Origin of the sequence: Sorangium sp. So ce131 (genome assembly GCF_051519095.1) — a bacterium.
Classification (GTDB): domain Bacteria; phylum Myxococcota_A; class Polyangia; order Polyangiales; family Polyangiaceae; genus Sorangium.
This window is the reverse complement of the sequence record NZ_CP150455.1, coordinates 10,933,390-10,952,152: the sequence shown is the minus strand read 5'-3', so window position 1 is coordinate 10,952,152 and position 18,763 is coordinate 10,933,390. Positions and strand designations below refer to the sequence as shown.

Genomic DNA, 18,763 nt, shown 5'->3' with positions numbered 1-18,763 from the left:
AGCGCAACGCGACTACCACGGCGCACACCGGCGCCGCAAGCGAAGCCCCGGCGCATCACCTCGCGCGGCGCGCGCGTCGTCTGTGACGGACTCGTGTGACGAGCTCGACCACGTGCGCGCGTCGCGCGGCGGCAGCCACGCCCTCCCCAGCCGGCGCGGGCCCGTGTATCGTTGTCGCCATGCCGAATGAGGCGCTCGTCCAGGCGGTCAAGTCCATCGTCACCCTCGCGCGCGGGGGCAACCTCGAGGCCGCCTACCAGGGGTACCGCGATCTCTTCCAGAAGCCGGAGTTTCTCAAGCACCGCCCCGAGGATCAGCGGCAGGTGCTGCGGCTCATGATCCTCGCCAAGGGCGTCCCGTCGAAGCCGACCGAGGCGATGATCGAGGCCCACCGCGCCGCCGTCCCCGCCCTGACCGAGCTCGTCTCGATCTACAGCGACCCCGGCGATCACGAGCTGCTCGGGATCTGCCACGAGATGCTCGGCAACCTCGAGAGCGCCGACAAGATCTACCGCGCCGGCCTCGCGCTCGAGCGCGAGCGCAACCCGCAGAGCGACCTTTGCGGCACGCTGATGAAGCGGATCTCGCTGCTTTAGCGGATCAACCCGGGGCTGCCGTCCTGTTAGAATGGCGCCCGCGCGCCACCGCCGTGGGCGCTTTCAGGGAGCCCATGTACGTCATCGCGGTCGCGAGCCAGAAGGGGGGCGTGGGAAAGACCACGATCTCCCTCAACCTGGGGCTCGCCCTTGCGCGCGCGGGGCACCGCGCGTTGATCCTCGAGCTCGACGCGCAGGGGAGCCTCGGGCTGTCGCTCGGCCTCGCCGACCGCGCGCGGCCCGGCGTCGCCGAGCTGCTCACGGGGGTCGAGCGCCTCGAGTCGGTGCTGCTCCGGACGCGGGATCCCCAGCTCCAGGTGCTCACGGTCGGCCGGGTCGACCCCACGACCGTCGCGGGCTTCGAGGAGGCGCTCGCCCGCGGCCCCGTGCTCCCCAGCGTGATCGCGCGGCTCGCGCCCGACTTCGATCTCGTCGTCATGGACTGCCCCGCGGGGCTCGGCAAGGTCACGACGCGGGCGCTCGAGATCGCGACGCACGTGCTCCTGCCGCTCCAGGCCGAGCCGCTGGCGCTCCGATCGGTCGGCCAGATGCTCGCGCTGATCGACCGCGTCCGCGCCGAGAAGAACCCGCGGCTGTCGGTGCTCGGCATGGTGCTGTCGATGTTCGACCGGCAGGCGTCCGCGTCGCTCGAGGTGGCCGAGACGCTCTGGACGAAGTTCCCCGACGGGATCATCCTCGACTCCGTCGTGCCGCGCGACGAGGCGTTCCTCGAGGCGTCGCTCCGCGGGGCGCCGCTCCTGCTCATGCAGAAGCGCCCCCCGCCGCTCGCGCGGATCTTCGATCAGCTCGCGAACGACGTGCTCGTACGCCTGGAGCCCGCCCCGGCAGAGGACGACGATGACCCGATCCCGCTCCTCGTTTGACATCGACGGCGCCGTCGCGACGGCCGCGGCGCTCGTCAAGAAGACCAAGTCGAGGAAGGTGCGGGCGCCGTCGATGGCGCCCGCGGGCGCGCCGCTCGTGTCGTTCGAGTCGCGCCCGCCGCCCTCGCGGTCGGAGCCGGAGCCGGTGTCCGCGTCGCCCCTGTCGCCGGCGTTCGAGGAGCTCGCGCCCTCGAGCGACCTCTCGCCCCTGTCGGGCGCGGGCGCGGGCGCGGGGCTCGGCCTGCGGAGCGCGCTGCCTCCGTCGGGCGACGACGTCGAGCCGCGGCAGGAGCTGTCGCGGCAGGAGCTGTCGCGGCACGAGCTGTCACGGCAGGAGCTGTCACGTCAGGAGCTGTCACGGCAGGAGCTGTCGCGGTACGAGCTGTCGCGGCACGAGCTGGCGAGCCACGACATGGCGCTCGACCTGCCGTCGCCGGCGTCCTCGGCCTCGTTCGCGGCGCTCTCCGGGCCGCTCTCGCAGCGCCTCGACGACGCCGTCCGGGAGCTCGCGGCCGGCCGCGCGCTGCCGCGGTTCCCGGACCTCTCGGCGGCCGCGGGGCCGGTGATGCGCTGCGAGAAGGCGGTCGAGTGGATCGCGGAGGCGACCGGCGCGACCGACGTGTTCCTGGCCGACGCGGCCGGGCTCCCGTTCGCCGGCGCGATCCGCGACACGGAGGCGCGGCTCGCCGCCTCGGGCCTCATCGCGTCGGCGGTCGGCTCGCTCGTGACGGCGCTCCCCGGCGCGCCGTCGCAGCGCTTCGAGCTCTGCGTCGGCGACGGCCCGTTCTTCCAGCTCATCGGCTTCCAGGTGAGCACGGCCGCCTACATCGTCGGCCTGATGCGATCGTCCCCGCTCACGCCGCGCGAGGTGCACGCCGTCCGGATCGCGTGCCGGCACGCGCTCGACGCCGCGGTCGGGGTCGTCGGGTGAGCACGGAGCACGGCGAGCCCGCGCTCGGTCGTGCCTCCTTCGCGGGCGCGCTGGACGACGACGATCCGCTCGCCCCGATCGCGCTCGACAGCATCGGCTACGGCGTCGACGGCCTCGACGCGATCGTCGTCTTCGAGCTCGCCGACGCGCGCGTGCACGCGCTGTTCGTCCGCGAGGGGGCGCCGCTGTCGCCGCCGGACGTCGCCGCGGGGCTGCGCGACGCGTACCTCGGGAGCCAGCTCGCCGCGCAGCGGCTCGTCCCGGAGCGCGAGGCGTCGGCCCGGTCGAGCCGCGTCCGCGGCGCCCGGTCGTCGAGCAAGCCGCCGGGCTCGCGCGAGCGCGCGGAGGAGCTCCCGAACCCCGTCGTCACGCTGGAGCTGAGCGGCCGGACCGTGCTCCTGCGCCGCGTGCGCGCCTGCGTGGTCGCGTCGCTCTTCGACGGCACGATGCCGCTCGGCATGGCGCGGCTCGTCGCGCAGCGGCTCGAGGCGGCGATCGCGCCCGAGCTGCCGCTCGCCGAGCCGCCCGAGGAGATGCTGAGCGACCCTCCGGGCCTGTTCGAGGAGCCGCTCAGCGCCGACACGGTGGACGACCTCGTGCGGGGCGTTGCGCGCGCGCTGCCGTCGCGGGCGCCGTCCAACGCCCCGTCGCGGCGGACGGGCGGGACGCCGCCGCCGGCGGAGGCGCCGTCGGCCGAGGTCGCCCGGGCGGAGCGGCTCGTGTCGCTGCTCGAGGCGCGCTCGCCGGAGCCGCACGTCGCGCGGCTCCGGCTCGCCCTGCGCGCCGGCCTGACGCCGCTCGCGCTGGAGCACCCGGGCGCGCTCGCCGCCGAGTCGGTGCTGCTCATCGAGACGGCGGTGGCGGACATCCTCGGCCTGGATCGCGCGGCGCTGCGGAGGCTCCTGTGACGGCGTCCCGGCGCGGCTTCCGGCCGCGCGTCGACGGCCCGCTCTGCGACCTGCTCGGCGCGATCGCGCCGCACAGCCTGCTGCACGTGGGCGACCAGCTCGTGCTCGCGCACAGCCACCATTACGCGCTCTTCCTGGAGCAGACGATCTTCGACGCGCTCGGCGGGGAGAGCCGCGGGGTGCGCCGGCAGGCGGCGTTCGAGGCGGCGCAGGCGCTGCTCGGCCCGCTGTACGCGGAGCGCCCCGGCGCGTCGCCGCGGGAGAAGCTCGAGCTCGCGGGAGAGCTGTTCGCCGCGATGGGGCACGGCCGGCTCCGGTTCGAGCTGAGCGCGGAGGGCGGCGCGGTGCAGGCGGAGTCGCTCTTCCACGGGACGAGTTACCTCGCGAAGTACGGCGGCCGGGTCCAGAACCGGACGGCGGTGGACGCGTTCGCGGCCGGCTACTGCTCGGCCGCGGCGAGCCTCGCGTTCCCGTCGGACTGGGGCCGCCTCGAGGCGGACGAGGTGACGTGTGTCGCGCGGGGCGACGCCGTCTGTACGTTCCTCCTGACGCGCCGCTCCGAGCGCCTGCGGGTGGGCGAGACGCTGACGCGCCAGGTGATCGAGTCGGCGCGGGTGAGCTGGGAGTACGAGGGCGGCGCCGCGTCCGAGGTGCGCCGCGCGGCGAGCGCGATGTCCGGGGAGCTCGGCGCGCTCCGGTCCGACGAGCGCGGGCTCATCCCGGCGTACGGCGTGAACCTCGCGCTCCTGCCGGTGGGTTACATCGATCAGAAGACGTTCGACACGGTGCACCTCGTCGAGCGGCGATCGCCGGAGCTGGTCCCGGTGTTCGAGGCGCTGGTGCGGGAGGCGGCGCAGACGGGCGCGTTCCACCTGCTCGGCGGGATGCTCTCGTCGCCGTCGTTCCGCGCCGCGTGTGGCCCGGTGGGGAAGGACCAGCACACGCGCCTCGAGCAGCTGCTCGGGCTCGCCCGCGCGCTCGGCTGGGGGGCGTTCTCCGCGCCGGAGTTCCAGCCCGGCCGGGTCCTCTCGCTGCGCGCGCCGATCACGCACGAGAGCGCGTATTACGCGATGAAGCACGGGCTGGCGACGAGGGGCCGGCTCCTGTTCCAGCAGGGGACGGCGCTCGCGATCATGCAGCTCTTGCACCGCGTGGACTTCGGGATCGAGCGGCCGGTCGACGAGGACACGTATTGTGGGCTGTTCAAGATCGGGACGCGGTTCCGGGTGCACGAGACGAGATCGCCGCTCCGGGGGGACGACGTGTGCGAGGTGAGGGTGGAGGCGGTCGAGGACCGGTGGTGACGGCCGCGCTGGCCGGGCGCTTCGTGGTGGGGCGGGGGAGCGAGCAGGAACGCGTCGCCCCGTTCATCCCGGAGCACCAGCGGCGCTGCGTGTGCCAAGGCGGCCTCTGCTCGTGACAGACGAGCGGGGACTGGCGGCCCACCGTTCGGAACGCGGTCCCGGACGTTGCTCCGTGAGTCAGTATGGACTAACATCTTAGTCCACAATCGCAGCGCGACCGATATCAAGAGGCTCCGGGTGAAGCAAGTCACCATCCACACCGCCAAGACCCACCTCTCGCGCCTCATCGAGGAAGCGTGCGCCGGCGAGGAGATCGTGATCTCCCGTGGCAGCGAGCCGGTGGTTCGCCTCGTCCCGGTGAAGGCCCCCGCGCCGGCGCGCGTGTTCGGCAGCATGCGCGGCCGTGCGAGGGTGGACGCCGCGTTCTTCGAGCCGCTACCGGACGATGAGCTCGCTGCATGGGAGCAATGAGATGCGCGCCCTGCTCGATACTCACGCGTTCCTCTGGTGGCTTGACGGGGACGAGCAGCTCTCGCTCCCGGCGCGCGCCTTTATCTCCGATGACGGCAACGAAATCTTCGTGAGCGCAGCAAGCGCCTGGGAAATCGCGACCAAAGCGAGGATCGGAAAGCTTCCCGGGGCTCTCGATGTCGCCGCGGACATCATGGACTGCCTGAGAAGGCAGGGATTCACACCTCTCGGAATCTCGGTTTCGGATGGGCAGCGCGCGGGGAGCTTGCCGGGGCCGCACAAGGACCCCTTCGACCGCATGCTCATCGCGCAGGCGCTGGCGCTAGATGTCCCGCTGATCACGAACGAGAGGGTGTTCGAACAGTATGGTGTTCGCCGTCTCTGGTGACATGGAGGCGCGGCCCGGGCGAAGGCGCTCCGAGGCCGCTGCGGGGGCGGGCGCATCGCCGGCGTCGCGCTGCCCCTCGACGCCGTAGCTCTTCTCGCTCAGCACCTTCCGGGCGGATGCCCACGCCGGAACTGGCGCGCCGGCGGCCGGCCGTCGTCATCGCACCGCCCCTGTCCCGAGCCCTCCGCGGCCCTGAGTGTGCCAACGCGGCCCTGGTCTGTGCCAAATGAGGGGGGTCGGGGACTGGCTCAACCGCAATGCATTGCGGCACACCGGGGTCTGGACCCCCCGACGACGTTATTCAGAGCGGTCTCCGGGGGGAAAACTGTGCCAGAATCCGCTCTGGAACGCGCATTTCTGTGCCATGAACCCCGCCGGGGCGCTTGATCTTGTGCCAGAAGGGGGGTCCGGACCCCTCCGGGCCGCAATGCAGAGCGGTGATGAGGGGTCGGGGATGCCGGTCGCGCGCAGCGCGGAGCGCGCGTGAGGGGTCGAACCCTGGCGTGCGCGGAACGGGGAGCGCTCGACGGGGTTCGGGGCCCGCTCGGCTACATGAACGCCGCCTTCCACTCCACCAGGCGCCACTTGGCCACCGCCCCCTGGTTCACGAAGGGGTCGCCCGCCACGAACTCCTCGGCGGCTTCGCGCGTGGTGAAGATGCCCATGGCGCCTTCGGGCGGGTTGCCGAGCGGGCCGGCTCCAAGACACAGACCGCGGCCGTGGAACTCGTCGAGGCGCGCGCTGTGAGCGGGGAAGAGTTGAACGACCTTGTCCATCGCCCCTGGCGCCATCTCGTAGAAGATCACGTATTTCGACATGGCCCGAGGTTAACCGAAATCGCTGCGGGACGTCGCTCGACGAGCGGCGTCGATGTGCGCCTTGCGGCTCTCTGCGCGCAGGCCGCGGCGAGCCCGCGATCGGTGACGAGCGAGCAGCGCGACGAGCCCGATCCACGGCAGCACCGGCGTCTCGGCTGGGCTCGTCCCGACGCTGCAACCGGCCGAGTGCCCCGGTCCTCCGTCGCCGCCCGCGTCAGCGCCCCCGTCCGCGCGTCCGCCATCGCCGGCGTTGGCGGCGCCGCCGGTGCTCGCGCCGCCGCTCGTGTCTCCAGCGCCGCCCGTACCTCCGCTGCCGCCCGCGCCGCCGCCGCCCGTGCCTCCGCTGCCGCCCGCGCCGCCGCCGCTGCCGCCCGTGCCTCCGCTGCCGCCCGCGCCTCCAGCGCCGCCGCTCGTGCCTCCAGCGCCGCCGCTCGTGCCTCCAGCGCCGCCGCTCGTGCCTCCAGCGCCGCCGCTCGTGCCTCCAGCGCCGCCGCTCGTGCCTCCAGCGCCGCCCGTGCCACCGCTGCCGCCCGCGCCGCCGCTCGTGCCTCCAGCGCCGCCCGTGCCGCCGCCGCACGGGGCGTCGCAGCAGACGCCATCGGCGCAGGCGCCGCTCTGGCACTCGTCGGGCAGCGTGCAGGCGCTGCCCAGCGGCCCTCCGGCGGAGTAGAGCTCGGCGCTCGCCAGCGAGCTCCTGGGGGCGCGGCCGCCCGCGATGAGCACCTGGCCGCTGCCGAGCAGCGTCGCCGTGTGCCAGTCGCGCGCCTCGGCCATCGGGCTGCGCGGGAGCCAGGCGTCGGTCGCCGGGTCGTACAGCTCTGCGCTCGCCCAGAGGAAGGCCCCTCCGACGCCCCGTCCGCCCGCCACCAGCACCTTGCCGCTGTCGAGCAGCGTCGCCGTGTGGAGCGAGCGTGGCTGTTCCATCGGTGAGCGCGGAGACCAGGAGTTCGTCGCCGGGTCGTACAGCTCTGCGCTCACCAGCTCGACGAGCTCGGACTCGACGCCGCCCGTCACCAGAACCTGGCCGCTCCCGAGCAGCGTCGCGGTGTGATGGCTTCGCGTCTGGCCCAGCGGGGCCGCCGGAGACCAGGAGTTCGTCGCCGGGTCGTACAGCTCCGCGCGCGCCAGGGAGCCGACGGCGTCGGGGGTGCCGCCCGCCACCAGCACCTTGCCGTTCCCGAGCAGCGTGAGGGTGTGGAAGATGCGGCCGTCGCGCATGTCCGCGGCCGGAGACCAGGAGTTCGTCGCCGGGTCGTACAGCTCCGCGCTCGGCTGCGCCGTCCCCTCGGCCCAGCCGCCCGCCACCAGCACCTTGCCGTCCGGCAGCAGCGTCGCCGCGTGGTCGATGCGGACCTGGCGCATGGCGGCGGCCGGAGACCAGGTGTCGGTCGCCGGATCGTACAGCTCCGCGCTCGCGAGGAAGTTCGCGCCGCCGTAGCCGCCGGCCACCAGCACCTTGCCGCTCGGGAGCAGCGTCGCCGTGTGCATGGAGCGGCGCGCGCTCATCGCGCCGGCCGGGGACCACGTGTTGGTGGTCGGGTCGTACAGCTCCGCGCTCGCCCGGTAGGCCGTGCCGTCCGCGCCGCCCGCCGCCAGCACCCTGCCGTCCGGGAGCAGCGTCGCCGTGTACGCCGCGCGGGTGTCGTGCATCGAGGCCGTGGGCACCCACAGCGGATCGACCAGCACCTCTTCCCCGCTCGCGTCTACCTGGAGCTCGATCCTCGCCCCGCGCCCGAGGAGCCTCGCGCCGACCTCCCGCCCGCCCGCCGCATACGCCCTCGGCGCGGTCACGGCGAGCCGCACCACGCCGGCCGCGTCGACCACCTCGACGCCGTCGCCGCGCTGCCGCACGGTCGCGTCCTCGACCTCCCAGGCCGCCGCCGGCTCCCCGGAGGGCGCGGCGCCCGCCTCGAGGTGCAGCCACTCCTCCACGCCGCCCGGCGCCGCCGCCCAGAACGAGGTGCCGCCCTGCCGCGGATACGCCACCGCCCGCTCCGCCAGCGCGCCCTCGCCCAGCACGCCGAGCTCCCGCACCCGCACCTCGGCGCCGCCGAACCCGCGCAGGCGGATGGCCTGCCGGCCGTCGCGGGGCAGGGCGATCTCGACGCGCCGCCTGGCGCCCGGCGTGGCCAGCGCGAACCCGTCGCTCGTGGCGAGGGCGCGCTCCTGCTCGAGCACCAGCGTCGCCTGGTCCGGGAAGCGCTGCCGCAGCGCGTTCGCCGGGGCCGACGCCGCCCGCTCGGGCTCACCGCCGCAGCCGCTCGGGCCCAGGGCGACGAGGGAGGTCAGGGCGAGGAGCGACAGGCGCATCACCGGATCCACGTGCCAGACGCGCTTGACTCTCATCGGGGTTGGCTCCGCCTTTCGCTCGATCACAGGACGGTCGTCGCCAGATTACCTGCTTCCTTGATACAGCCCCGCTCTAGACGCTGCGCGCGTACTGGCCTGGCGTCGTGCCGACGATGCGCCGGAAGTGCCGGTTGAGCTGGCTCTGGTCGTAGAGCCCGACCTGCGGGGCGACGTCGCGCGGCCTCACGCCGGCGACGAGCATCTCCTTCGCGCGCATGATCCGCAGCCGCGTCAGGTAGGCGTACGGAGACATGCCGACCTGCGCGCGAAACGCGCGGCACAGGTGGAACTTTTCGAGGCCGGCGTGCTCAGCGAGGTCGTCGAGCGTTACCGGCTCGGCCAGCCGCTCTCGCAGGAGCTCGATCGCGCGGCGCACCGGTCGCGTGTAGTCGCGCTGCGCGTCACCGACCGCCGCGAGCGCGCCGATCGCCTCGGCGACCGCGACCTCGAGCACGAGACGATCGGCGCCGGCGCGCACCGCGTCATGCAGGCGGTGGAACGGCGCGCCCCGCTCGTCATCGGCGGCGAGCTGCGGATGGACGCACACCTTGCCGATCACGCTCTCGACCATGGGCGCCGAGATCGCGACGCACTGGCCCGTGCCCGGGCCGTCGCGCGAGATGTCGCGGTGCACGTCGCCGGGTTGCAGGATCTGCAGCGAGCCCGGGCCGCAACTCCACACCTTTCCGCGGCTCCACCACTCCGAGCACCCAACCTCGATGCGAGCGATCGCGTACATTTCCTTCATGCCGGCGTAGAGCTCGTCAGTCGACCAGCGCGTAACGTGCACGCCGGGCACGGGGACGGTAAGGAGGTCGGCACGGGTCGCCACGCCCCCATTCTATGACCGGCGCGCCCCCTCGGCTTGGGCATTCTTGGCCGCCCCTCGACCGGCCAAGAATCACCAAGGCAGCGCCCGCGGCGGTCGCTACCGAGGGGACATGCAAGACAAACCCGTCGCCCTCGTCACGGGGGCCAACAAAGGTATCGGCCACGCGATCGCGAAGGAGCTCGCGGCGCGCGGCTACACCGTGCTCATCGGCTCGCGCGACCCCGCGCGCGGCGAAGCCGCGGCGAAGCAGATCACCGGCGATGCTCGCGCGATCGCGCTCGACGTCACGAACGCCGGCTCGATCGCCGCCGCGGCGGCGCGGATCCGTCGCGAGCTCGGCCGGCTCGACGTCCTCGTCAACAACGCTGGCGTCGCCAAAGGCCCAGCGCAGAGCGGGGTCACGGTCGACGAGATCGCCCGGAGCGGGAGGCCGAGCGTGGCCTCGATCGCCGACGTCCGCGCCGTGTTCGAGACCAACGTGTTCGGCGTGATCGCCGTGACCCAGGCGATGCTGCCGCTCCTCCGCGAGGCGCCGGCCGGGCGGATCGTCAACGTGTCGAGCCGCCTCGGCTCGATGACCTGGATCAGCGATCCCGCCAGTCCGAACCGCGGCGTCGGCGGCGTCGCGTACAGCCCGTCGAAGAGCGCGCTCAACGCGGTGACGATCGCGTTCGCGCAGGAGCTCGCCGGCACCGCGATCAAGGTCAACGCGGTGTGCCCCGGCTACGTCGCGACCGATCTCAACAACCACAGCGGGACGCGCACCGTCGCCGAAGGCGCGCGCGAGCCGGTGCGGCTCGCGCTGCTCGGTCCCGACGGGCCGACTGGCACCTTCTCGGACGACGCAGGCCCGATCCCCTGGTGAGGAGACGAGCGCGCGGCAGCGAGGAGGTCTCGATGACACGATGAATCGATCCGCAGAGCGGCGCGGCGCCCCCGCGGACCAACCGGAGCGATGCGCGCCGACGGCGTGGGCACCGTCCCGCTGCGCGCTAACGGCGCGCGCTCCGGCAGCGCCGAGACCACGCGAGGCGCCTGTCACATTGAATTGCAGCAAGGCTGTATGAGTGCGACAGCCATCCACCTGAAGGCTTGACTTCCACGGTAACTTCCGCCCTCCTACACTTCCCTTCCAAGGGGGAACGCGACCGCCGCGCCAGCCGGCGAGGCCGCGAGAGCGCGTGCTGCGACGTGCAGCGCCACGGAAGTGCGGAAGGAAGCGGGGATGGCACAGACGGTCTTCAGGAACGTGGCGATCGTGGACGGCTCGGGTGCGCCGCCGTTCCGCGGCGAGGTCCTGGTCCAGGGCAGCCGGATCCAGGAGATCTCCCGGACGGCCGGGGCGCTCTCCGCTCCTTCCGCCGAGGAGATCGACGGGGGCGGCGCGACGTTGATGCCGGGCCTGGTCGAGGCCCACGCGCACCCGAGCTTCGCCGATACCCCGGATATCGAGGCGCTCGGGCTGATCCCGCCGGAGGAGCACACGCTGCTCACGATGAAGAACGTGCGCGTGCTGCTCGACCACGGCTTCACGAGCCTCTTCAGCGCGGCGTCGGCGAAGCCGCGGCTCGATGTCGTCATCCGCAATGCGATCGACGCGGGGGACATCCCGGGGCCGCGCATGCTGGCGGCCTCGCCGGAGATGACGGTCACCGGCGGGCTCGGCGACGTGCGGCTCCACCACCACCACCGCGAGAGCTTCGCCGTGATCGCGGACGGGGCCGACGAGTTCCGCCGGGCGGCGCGGCACTTCGTGCGCGAGGGGGTCGACACGCTCAAGATCAACCCCTCGGGCGACGAGTACGTGCCGAGCGCCAGGGCGAAACACACGGTGATGACCGACGCCGAGGTGGCCGCCGTCTGCGAGGTGGCGCGCTCGCGCGGCAGGCGCGTCGCCGCCCACGCGCGCAGCGCCGAGAGCGTGAAGATGTCCCTGCGCAACGGGGTCGAGGTCCTCTTCCACGCGACGCTCTCGGACGCCGAGGCGCTCGAGATGCTCGAGGCCGCGAAGGACAGCATCTTCGTCGCGCCGACCCTCGGCATCACCTACACGTCGCTGTACGAGGCGAAGGACCACGGCGCGCCGCCGCCCGCCGACGTGGCGCGCGCGCTCGAGCACGAGCTCGCCCTCGGGTGCGACAACATGAAGGCGCTGCGCCGGCGCGGGGTCCGCGTCCTGCCGGGCGGGGACTACGGCTTCACCTGGAACCCGATCGGCCGGAACGCGCGCGACCTCGAGCATTTCGTCGCGCTGCTCGGCTACACGCCCATGGATGCGCTCGTCGCGGCGACCGCGCTGGGCGCCCAGCTCATGATGCGCGGCGACGAGCTCGGCCAGGTCAGGGAGGGCTTCCTGGCGGACCTCCTGCTCGTCGACGGCGATCCGTCGAAGGACGTGCGCATCCTGCAGGACAAGGGCCGGCTGCTCGCGATCATGAAGGACGGCCAGTTTCACAAGCGCCCGCCCGCCGCGCGGGCCACCTACGCCATCGCCGCCGAGTGACCGGCGGAGCGCCCCCCGGCGAGACCGGCGGGGGCCATGGCGTTCACCCGATCAGTGGTTCGCCGCGTGCCGCTGCGGCCGAGCGTTCCACACGCGGGTCGCGAGCACGAGGCCGACGAGGGCGACCGGGAGCATGGCGAGCGGCCATGGCGTCCAGTTCCCCGGGGATTTCGCCGCGTCCCCCGAGGGCAGGATGCTCGCGTAGAGGAACGATTGCGCCGCCGTGCCCAGGTAGACGAAGCCGTCGATGATGCCCGTCGCGACGCCGGCGTTCTTCTTTCCGCCGAAGTCCATGCTCGCGGTGCCTGAGAGCATGCCGTGGACGCCGATCACGCAGAGGGACATGAACACGACGGTCCACCCCGCGATCGGGAGATCCAGGGTGAAGAGGACGATCGCCGCGCCGACCACGAGGCCCGCGTAAAGCACCGACGCCACGGGCCCGCGGCGCGACTCGAAGACATGATCGGAGATGAACCCCGCGAAGACGCCGCCGAGGATGCCGGCGATGCAGAGGAGCACGCCCCAGTGGGTCGACACGAACCCCTTGAGGCCGGTCTTGTCCGCGAAGATGAGGTACCACTTCATGACCGCGTTGCGCAGGAATCCGCTGCAGAACTCGATGGCGACGATGATCCAGATGACCTTCTGCGAGAACATGCGCCTCGCGACCTCGACGGGCCCGAGCCGCTCGCCGGTGTCGCCGGAGGAGGCGTCGGCCGTGTCGAAGTCCTGGAATCCCGCCTGGCCTGGCGTATCGCGGATGACGAAGTAGTCGAGGGCCAAGAACCCGAGCAGGAGCAGGGCGGGGACGTGGAAGACCCACGGCATGGGCAGGACCTTGGCGATGAAGCGGCTCCAGTCGTAGGCGAAGTAGAGCCCGAGCGAGATGAGGATGCCGAAGACGCCGCCGAGCATGCCGCGCTCCCGGACGTGGAACCACGGCGCGTTCACCTTGACGATGGATACGGCGCCGAAGCTCTGGAAGTACATGTTGCCGGCGAAGAGCAGCGTCATCGCGCTGATGGTCTCGTCGTGCGCGATCTGCCCTTCCGTCGCGAACCGGACGGCCATGCCCATGAGGATGTTCATCAGCGCGGATCCGCCGGCCGCGAGCAGGATGGTGGCGCGCCCGCCCCACCGGTCGGTCAGCGGCCCGTTCAGCAGGAAGGCGACGCCGTAGACCGCCGACCCCCACCCGTCGATGTTGCCGAACTCCTGCTTGCTGACGAGCTGCATCGCGTCGAGCGCCGACGCGTTGGCGGAGAAGTTGTACCTCCCCATGTAGAGGAACGCGTAGGTGAGCCCGAGCGGAAACCAGTTGAACAGCCGCCGCCGCCGGAACGCGTCCGAGTGGCCGAGGTCGATCTTCGGCAGCCGCCGCATGACGACCGCGATGGCCGCGAGCAGCAGAAGGATCGGCAGCAGCTGATTGAGCCAGGCAGGCATGGATCGCCCTCCGAGCCGCGACGATAACGGCCCTCGGCATCAGCGGCTACGCCCTCGTACCGTGTCGCCCGAGTTCGTCGCTGGGGCCTGTGAGGGGTCTCGCCTCCCTGGCCGCCAGACGTCTTCGCACGAGCGTCCGCTCGTCCTTGGAAAGCTGGCGAAAGGGGTGAGGGAGGGCTCCGGGCGCGCGCGGGGAGGGCCGATGTCTGAGCATTCCCAGCCGGAGAACCACCCGAGCCAGCGCGATTCTCCCGCTGGGAATGCGAGTTCGGCGGGGCCCCGCGCGCGCCCGGAGCCCTCCCTCACCCCTTTCGCCAGCCCCCGCGTCTCGCCTCAGCCTCCGCGCCCGCGGAAAATCGCGTGCCGGAAGTAGTTGATCTGGCTCTTCGCGAACTCCTTCGCCGTATCGAGCCGATCCCCTTCGCGCGACGAGCTCCGGATCAGGAGCTCCCCGTTCTCGTAGAGCTCGCGCGTCTTGCTCCGCTGGAGCTTCCCGCTCGAGGTCTTCGGCAGCACCCCGGCCCCGACGGCCACCACGTCGTCGACGGTCAGCCCCATCGCCTGCTGCACCGCGCGGCGCACCTCGCCCTTCAGCGTCTGCCGCTCCTGCTCCTCGGTCGCCGCCGTCTCGAAGACGATGACGACGCGCTCGCGGTCGTTGTGCGGCTTCATGGTCCCGAACGCGATCACGTTGCCCTTGCGGACCCCGGAGACGCGGCTCGCCTCCCACTCCAGGTCCTGCGGGTAGTAGTTGCGCCCGTTGACGATGATGACCTCCTTCGAGCGCCCGCAGATATAGACCTTGCCGTCCGCGAGGTACCCGAGATCACCCGTCCGCAGCCAGCCGCCCGCGAACGCCTCCTTCGTGAGATCCGGCTCGTTGAAGTAGCCGGACATCACGCTCGGGCCGCGCAGCCGGATCTCGCCGACCTCGCGGTCGCCGAGCGGGCGCGCGCTCTCGGCGTCGTCCGACGCGAACACCGCGATCTCGTGCCCCTCGAAGGCCGAGCCGCACTGCACGAGCGCCGACGCGCCCTCGCTCTCGGCCGGCGCCGGCGCCGCCTTGCCCTCGCGCCAGAGCGTCTCGCCGTTCACCGTGTCCGTCTGCAGCCCCGTCCCGAGCGCGCTGAACGACACCGCGAGCGTGCTCTCGGCCATGCCGTAGGAGCAGACGAACGCCTTCTCGTCGAAGCCCACCGGCGCGAACTTCTCGGCGAACGCGCGCAGGTTGTCGGCCCGGATCGGCTCGGCGCCGCAGCCCGCGACCCGCCACGTCGAGAGATCCAGCCCCGCCATCTCCTGCTCTCGGATCCGCTTCACGCAGAGCGCATAGGCGAAGTTCGGCCCGAACGACACGTTGCCCCGGTGGCGCGTGATCGTCTCCAGCCAGCGCACCGGCCGCTTCAGGAAGAGCAGCGGCGGCAGGAAGGTGACCGTGTTGACGTGGTAGAGCGGCGCGATCACGAAGCCGATGAGCCCCATGTCGTGGTAGAGCGGCAGCCACGAGACGCCGGTGTCGACCGACTCGCGCACCGCGAGGCCGAGCTCGATGATCGCCCGGACGTTCGCGGCCAGGTTCGCGTGCGTGAGCACGACGCCCTTCGGCCGCGACGTCGAGCCGCTCGTGAACTGGAGGAAGCACACGTCGTCGAGCTCGACCTTCACAGGCTTGAGCTCCTCGCGGGAGCCGCGGATGCCCTCGACCGCCACGATCTGCTCGAGCTCCGGCGCCTGCGCCTGGATCGTGCCGAGCATGCGCTTGATCTCCGCGCTCGTGAGCAGGACCCTGGCGCCGCTCTTCGCGACGATGTGCAGCGTGTTCTCGAGGTACCCGGTCAGCTTGCCGAGCCCCGTCGGCGGGTAGATGGGCACCGGGATGATGCCCGCGCGGATCGCGCCCAGGAACGCGAAGATGAAGTCGGCGTTGTCCGGCAGGATCAACGCGACCCGGTCGCCCTTCTGGAGCCCGAGCGCCTGGAGCGCGCCGCCGATGCGCGCGCTCGCCCGCTCGATCCCCCCGTGTGTGAAGAACGGCTCGGTCTCGCTCGATTCCTCGATGAAGCGATACCCTGTCTTCGTGCTCGCCGCCGCGTCCTCGATCGCCTGCGCGACCGTGCGCGGTCTCCAAACAGCCGTCATCCCGAGAGCCTTCCTTCGTTCTTGAGCCTGAGCTCGATGGCCTTGACGACGTCCGCGACCGTGTCGACCTCGCGCAACACCTCGTCGGGGATCGTGAGGTCGAACTTATCCTCCATATCCGCGACGATCTCCATCACCCCCAGCGAGTCGATGCTCAGATCGGCGACGAGGTGGCTCGACTCCGTCACCTTCACCTCGCCGGCCGTGTGTCCCTCCAGGAGCTGGATGATCTCTGCCCGCAACGTCTCCCGTGTCCACGTCATCGTCCGGTCCTACCCCAACTGCGGCGTGGCGAGGAGGGGGCTTGCTCGGGCGGCAAGGCGCGAGAGCGCGGCGCTTCCGCCCGCGTCGCGTTCGCACCGGCGCGCGGCGAGCGTGCGCCGTGGGCGTCGCGCGCGGCGAGCGTGCGCCGTGGGCGTCGCGCGGCGAGCGTGCGCCGTGGGCGTCGCGCGGCGAGCGCGGTCCGTGGGCGTCGTGCGCGGCGCGTGTCATGGCCGGGCGGCGTCGATGAGCGCGCGCAGCCGATTGAGCCCCTCCATCGCCCGCGCCCCGTACCACATGAGATCCTTGCCGTCGCAGAGCACGACGTGGCCGCGGCGCGCGGCGGGGATGTCGAGGGACCGAAATATTCCCGCCTCGGCGTCGGTGAACGCGTGCGGCTCGTCGGGCAGGAGCACGATGTCCGGGGCGCGCGCGACCACCTCGTCGAGGGTCACGCGGGGGTAGCGGGTGTCGCGGCCCTGGGTGCGCTCGGGCGGCAGCGGCGGCGCCTTGCCCAGGTCGGCCGCGAGCGGGTAGCGCCGGGGTCGATCCTCGAAGACGTTCTGCGCGCCGACGAGGTCGAGCATGTCGGAGATGAACGTGTCGCCGTGGACGGTCATCAGCGGGTCCATCCAGATCGGGATGAAGGCGCGGACCGGCGGCTGTTCGCGGCGCCGCGCCTCGGCCGAGGCGTGGGCGCGGTAGGCGGCCGCGACCAGCGCGCGGCCGGCGGCCTGGGGCTGGGAAGGGTCCGGGGCGCCTCCTTCGGCGCCTGCGCGGCTCGACGCGGAGTACCCGAGCATGCGGGCCAGCCGGGCGAGGTGCGCGAGCCCGTCGGCGACCCGCTTCGGGAACGAGACGAGCACGCGCAGGCCGGCGGCGTCGAGGCGGTCGATGTCGCGCTTGCTGTTCTCTTCCTGGTTCGCGACGACGGCGTCCGGGTCGAGCGCGGCGACGCGCTCGACGTCGACGTCCTTCGTGCCGCCGACCACCTCGACGCCCTCGACCTCTCCCGCGGGTGCGACACAGTAGCGGGTGCGCCCCACGAGGCGGCCCTTCGCGCCGAGCTGGACGAGCGAGTAGGTGTCGCTCGGGACGAGCGAGACGATGCGTTGCGGCGGGGCGCGCCACTCGTGCTTGCGCCCGCGATCGTCGATGATGCGGATGAACGCCCCGGCGAACGCCGGGCCCCAGCCTGCGCTGAACGACATGTGCCGGGTGTAGCCCGTCGCCGCGCGCGCTGCACGCTCGCCGCGCCGCCGCAGCGGCCGCGGCCGTAGGGGAGGGTCCTCCGCTTAGTTGGCCCGTCCGGGCGACATCTGCGACGAGGGCGTGTGCAGATCGAACGCCTCGATGTGCGTCGCGGAGCAACGCTCCCGTACCCACCTTCTGGCCTGCCGGACCCCGCGGGTGGGGAGGCCGAGCGCGAGGCGCCGGCCCCTCGCCGTCCGTCGCCTCGTGGAGGCCGGCTGCTGCCCTGCCGACTCGGTCGGTACACGCTGTTCGATCACATCGGCCAGGGTGGCATGGCCGACCTCTACCTCGCGCGGGCGCGGACGGATCTGGGCGCTGCGCGCCTGGTGGCCATCAAGGAGGTCGTCCCGAGGCTCGCGCGGGATCCGCGCTTCGTGGAGATGCTCGCGAGCGAGGCCAAGCTGGCCGCGGCCTTGCGCCACGCGTCCATCGTGCAGGTCGAGGATCTCGGCCGCGAGGACGGCGCGCTGTTCATCGCGATGGAGTATGTGGAGGGCCTCGACCTGCGGGAGCTGCTCCGCCGCTGCGCGCGCCAGCGGGTGAAGCTGCCGGTCGCGTTCTCGCTCCTGATCGTCGTCGAGGCGCTGCAGGCGCTCGCTTACGCCCACCGCAAGGGCGTGGTGCACCGCGACGTCTCGCCGTCGAACGTGCTCTTGAGCTTCGAGGGGGAGATCAAGCTCTGCGACTTCGGCATCGCGCGCGCGCACGAGCGCAGCGAGGCGCCGCTCTCGGACGTGCTGCAGGGCAAGGCCGGCTACATGAGCCCGGAGCAGGCGCGCGGCGAGCCCCCCGACGTGCGCTCCGACGTGTTTGCGACGGGGATCCTGCTGTGGGAGCTGCTCGCTGGCCGGAGGATGTACAGCGTGTCCGGCGCCGCTTCCTTGTCCAAGGAGGACGCGCGCGACGAGCTGCTCGACCTCGCCCGCCGCGCCGTGATCCCTCCGCTCCCCGAGCGCGGTCTCCCCGACGAGCCGTCCCTCCACGCGATCGTCTCGCGTGCGCTCGCCGCGTCTCCTGACGACCGTTACCCCACCGCCGCCGCGATGCTCCGCGATCTCGCCGCCTACGCCGCCGCCGCCGACCTGACGGCGAGCCCGTTGCGTTTCGGTGCGTGGCTGCGCGACAACTTCGGCGCCGAGATGCTGTCCGCCCGCCGCGCGCGCGAGCGCGCCGTGCGCGCCCTGGAGCTAGGCCCTCCTGCGGTGCTGGAGCCCGTCGCGCTGCCGGCCGCTCCGCTCGCCCCCCTCGCGCCCATCACGCCGCTCGTCTCCCTCGCGCCGCTCGTCCCCCTCGTGCCGCGCGTGCGCACCGCACCGCTCACGCCCTCCGCCGTCGAGCCCCCCTCTCCCTGGACCAACACGCCGCGAGCCCTTGCTCCCGTTCGTTCCCGCGCGCTCCCCCCGCGTCTGGTGCGCGCCGCACAGCTGCTCGTGTTCCTCGCGCTGTGCGCAATCGTCTGCTTCCTCGCGACGAGGTAGTTCTCCCCCCGCGGTGAGCGCGTCCGCCCTGCGAGCCGCCGAACACGCCACGAAAAGCCCCGTCCCCCGTCCCCCGTCTTCCGTCTCTCGTCTTCCGTCTCTCGTCTCTCGTCTCTCGTCCTCGTGATCGTCCTCGTGCACGTGCACGTGCTCGCTTTCTCCTCTCTCCTCCTCTCCTCTCTCCTCTCCCCCGTTCCC

Annotated in this window: 17 protein-coding genes; 10 read left to right on the top strand and 7 right to left on the bottom strand. The window is 72.5% G+C overall.

Features of this window, described 5'->3' with window-relative positions:
• Positions 1-179: 179 nt before the first annotated feature.
• The 7 genes from WMF43_RS39885 (at position 180) to WMF43_RS39855 (ending at position 5,482) form a co-directional block, all read left to right on the top strand.
• Complete coding sequence (locus tag WMF43_RS39885) at positions 180-596, top strand: hypothetical protein (protein ID WP_437673096.1); 417 nt, start codon at positions 180-182, stop codon at positions 594-596.
• 74 nt (positions 597-670) lie between these two features.
• A complete protein-coding gene (locus tag WMF43_RS39880; RefSeq protein ID WP_437673094.1) occupies positions 671-1,480 on the top strand; it encodes a ParA family protein in 810 nt (269 codons plus the stop codon).
• Complete coding sequence (locus WMF43_RS39875; RefSeq protein WP_437673092.1) at positions 1,455-2,411, top strand: hypothetical protein; 957 nt, start codon at positions 1,455-1,457, stop codon at positions 2,409-2,411. The genes WMF43_RS39880 and WMF43_RS39875 overlap by 26 nt, the downstream gene beginning before the upstream one ends.
• On the top strand, positions 2,408-3,319 hold the full coding sequence (locus WMF43_RS39870) for a hypothetical protein (protein WP_437673091.1): 912 nt from the start codon (positions 2,408-2,410) through the stop codon (positions 3,317-3,319). Before WMF43_RS39875 ends, WMF43_RS39870 begins: the two co-directional genes overlap by 4 nt.
• Positions 3,316-4,623, top strand: a complete 1,308-nt coding sequence (locus WMF43_RS39865) for a hypothetical protein (protein WP_437673089.1) — start codon at positions 3,316-3,318, stop codon at positions 4,621-4,623. The genes WMF43_RS39870 and WMF43_RS39865 overlap by 4 nt, the downstream gene beginning before the upstream one ends.
• Before the next feature lie 237 nt (positions 4,624-4,860).
• Positions 4,861-5,094 (top strand): type II toxin-antitoxin system Phd/YefM family antitoxin, encoded by a 234-nt coding sequence (locus tag WMF43_RS39860; protein WP_437673087.1) that lies wholly within the window; start codon positions 4,861-4,863, stop codon positions 5,092-5,094.
• 1 nt (position 5,095) lies between these two features.
• Positions 5,096-5,482 (top strand): type II toxin-antitoxin system VapC family toxin, encoded by a 387-nt coding sequence (locus WMF43_RS39855; protein WP_437673085.1) that lies wholly within the window; start codon positions 5,096-5,098, stop codon positions 5,480-5,482.
• 548 nt (positions 5,483-6,030) lie between these two features.
• Here WMF43_RS39855 and WMF43_RS39850 read toward each other — a convergent pair.
• From WMF43_RS39850 to WMF43_RS39840, 3 genes are all read right to left on the bottom strand, one after another.
• On the bottom strand, positions 6,031-6,300 hold the full coding sequence (locus WMF43_RS39850) for a YciI family protein (protein ID WP_437673084.1): 270 nt from the start codon (positions 6,298-6,300) through the stop codon (positions 6,031-6,033).
• Positions 6,301-6,309: 9 nt separating this feature from the next.
• Positions 6,310-8,646, bottom strand: coding sequence for a kelch repeat-containing protein (locus WMF43_RS39845; RefSeq protein ID WP_437673082.1), 2,337 nt, complete (start codon positions 8,644-8,646; stop codon positions 6,310-6,312).
• A gap of 76 nt (positions 8,647-8,722) precedes the next feature.
• Positions 8,723-9,481, bottom strand: a complete 759-nt coding sequence (locus tag WMF43_RS39840; protein ID WP_437673080.1) for a helix-turn-helix domain-containing protein — start codon at positions 9,479-9,481, stop codon at positions 8,723-8,725.
• Positions 9,482-9,590: 109 nt separating this feature from the next.
• Here WMF43_RS39840 and WMF43_RS39835 point away from each other — a divergent pair, with 109 nt between their 5' ends.
• Both WMF43_RS39835 and WMF43_RS39830 read left to right on the top strand, forming a co-directional pair.
• Complete coding sequence (locus tag WMF43_RS39835; RefSeq protein WP_437673079.1) at positions 9,591-10,346, top strand: SDR family oxidoreductase; 756 nt, start codon at positions 9,591-9,593, stop codon at positions 10,344-10,346.
• A gap of 360 nt (positions 10,347-10,706) precedes the next feature.
• Positions 10,707-11,984: an amidohydrolase family protein gene (locus tag WMF43_RS39830; protein ID WP_437673077.1), complete on the top strand. Its 1,278-nt coding sequence runs from the start codon at positions 10,707-10,709 to the stop codon at positions 11,982-11,984.
• Between the two features lie 51 nt (positions 11,985-12,035).
• Here WMF43_RS39830 and WMF43_RS39825 read toward each other — a convergent pair whose 3' ends face one another.
• The 4 genes from WMF43_RS39825 to WMF43_RS39810 all read right to left on the bottom strand — a co-directional run bounded on the left by WMF43_RS39825 (position 12,036) and on the right by WMF43_RS39810 (position 17,044).
• On the bottom strand, positions 12,036-13,433 hold the full coding sequence (locus tag WMF43_RS39825) for an MFS transporter (RefSeq protein WP_437673075.1): 1,398 nt from the start codon (positions 13,431-13,433) through the stop codon (positions 12,036-12,038).
• Positions 13,434-13,766: 333 nt separating this feature from the next.
• Complete coding sequence (locus tag WMF43_RS39820; protein WP_437673073.1) at positions 13,767-15,572, bottom strand: fatty acyl-AMP ligase; 1,806 nt, start codon at positions 15,570-15,572, stop codon at positions 13,767-13,769.
• Entirely contained in the window at positions 15,569-15,835 is a 267-nt protein-coding gene (locus WMF43_RS39815; RefSeq protein ID WP_437673071.1) for an acyl carrier protein, read from the bottom strand. The genes WMF43_RS39820 and WMF43_RS39815 overlap by 4 nt, the downstream gene beginning before the upstream one ends.
• Positions 15,836-16,060: 225 nt before the next feature.
• Positions 16,061-17,044: a helical backbone metal receptor gene (locus WMF43_RS39810; RefSeq protein ID WP_437673069.1), complete on the bottom strand. Its 984-nt coding sequence runs from the start codon at positions 17,042-17,044 to the stop codon at positions 16,061-16,063.
• Between the two features lie 123 nt (positions 17,045-17,167).
• On the opposite strand from WMF43_RS39810, the gene WMF43_RS39805 reads away from it, so the two are divergent.
• Positions 17,168-18,565: a serine/threonine-protein kinase gene (locus WMF43_RS39805; protein ID WP_437673068.1), complete on the top strand. Its 1,398-nt coding sequence runs from the start codon at positions 17,168-17,170 to the stop codon at positions 18,563-18,565.
• The last annotated feature ends 198 nt before the right edge of the window (positions 18,566-18,763 follow it).

What these genes read in the sequence shown, in the direction of transcription:
- WMF43_RS39830 (WP_437673077.1), top strand. Translation starts at nt 10,707, where the DNA reads ATGGCACAGACGGTCTTCAGGAACGTGGCGATCGTGGACGGCTCGGGT.
- WMF43_RS39885 (WP_437673096.1), top strand. Translation starts at nt 180, where the DNA reads ATGCCGAATGAGGCGCTCGTCCAGGCGGTCAAGTCCATCGTCACCCTC.
- WMF43_RS39820 (WP_437673073.1), bottom strand. Translation starts at nt 15,572, where the DNA reads ATGACGGCTGTTTGGAGACCGCGCACGGTCGCGCAGGCGATCGAGGAC.
- WMF43_RS39850 (WP_437673084.1), bottom strand. Translation starts at nt 6,300, where the DNA reads ATGTCGAAATACGTGATCTTCTACGAGATGGCGCCAGGGGCGATGGAC.
- WMF43_RS39845 (WP_437673082.1), bottom strand. Translation starts at nt 8,646, where the DNA reads ATGAGAGTCAAGCGCGTCTGGCACGTGGATCCGGTGATGCGCCTGTCG.
- WMF43_RS39875 (WP_437673092.1), top strand. Translation starts at nt 1,455, where the DNA reads ATGACCCGATCCCGCTCCTCGTTTGACATCGACGGCGCCGTCGCGACG.
- WMF43_RS39815 (WP_437673071.1), bottom strand. Translation starts at nt 15,835, where the DNA reads ATGACGTGGACACGGGAGACGTTGCGGGCAGAGATCATCCAGCTCCTG.
- WMF43_RS39825 (WP_437673075.1), bottom strand. Translation starts at nt 13,433, where the DNA reads ATGCCTGCCTGGCTCAATCAGCTGCTGCCGATCCTTCTGCTGCTCGCG.
- WMF43_RS39810 (WP_437673069.1), bottom strand. Translation starts at nt 17,044, where the DNA reads ATGTCGTTCAGCGCAGGCTGGGGCCCGGCGTTCGCCGGGGCGTTCATC.
- WMF43_RS39835 (WP_437673079.1), top strand. Translation starts at nt 9,591, where the DNA reads ATGCAAGACAAACCCGTCGCCCTCGTCACGGGGGCCAACAAAGGTATC.
- WMF43_RS39880 (WP_437673094.1), top strand. Translation starts at nt 671, where the DNA reads ATGTACGTCATCGCGGTCGCGAGCCAGAAGGGGGGCGTGGGAAAGACC.
- WMF43_RS39855 (WP_437673085.1), top strand. Translation starts at nt 5,096, where the DNA reads ATGCGCGCCCTGCTCGATACTCACGCGTTCCTCTGGTGGCTTGACGGG.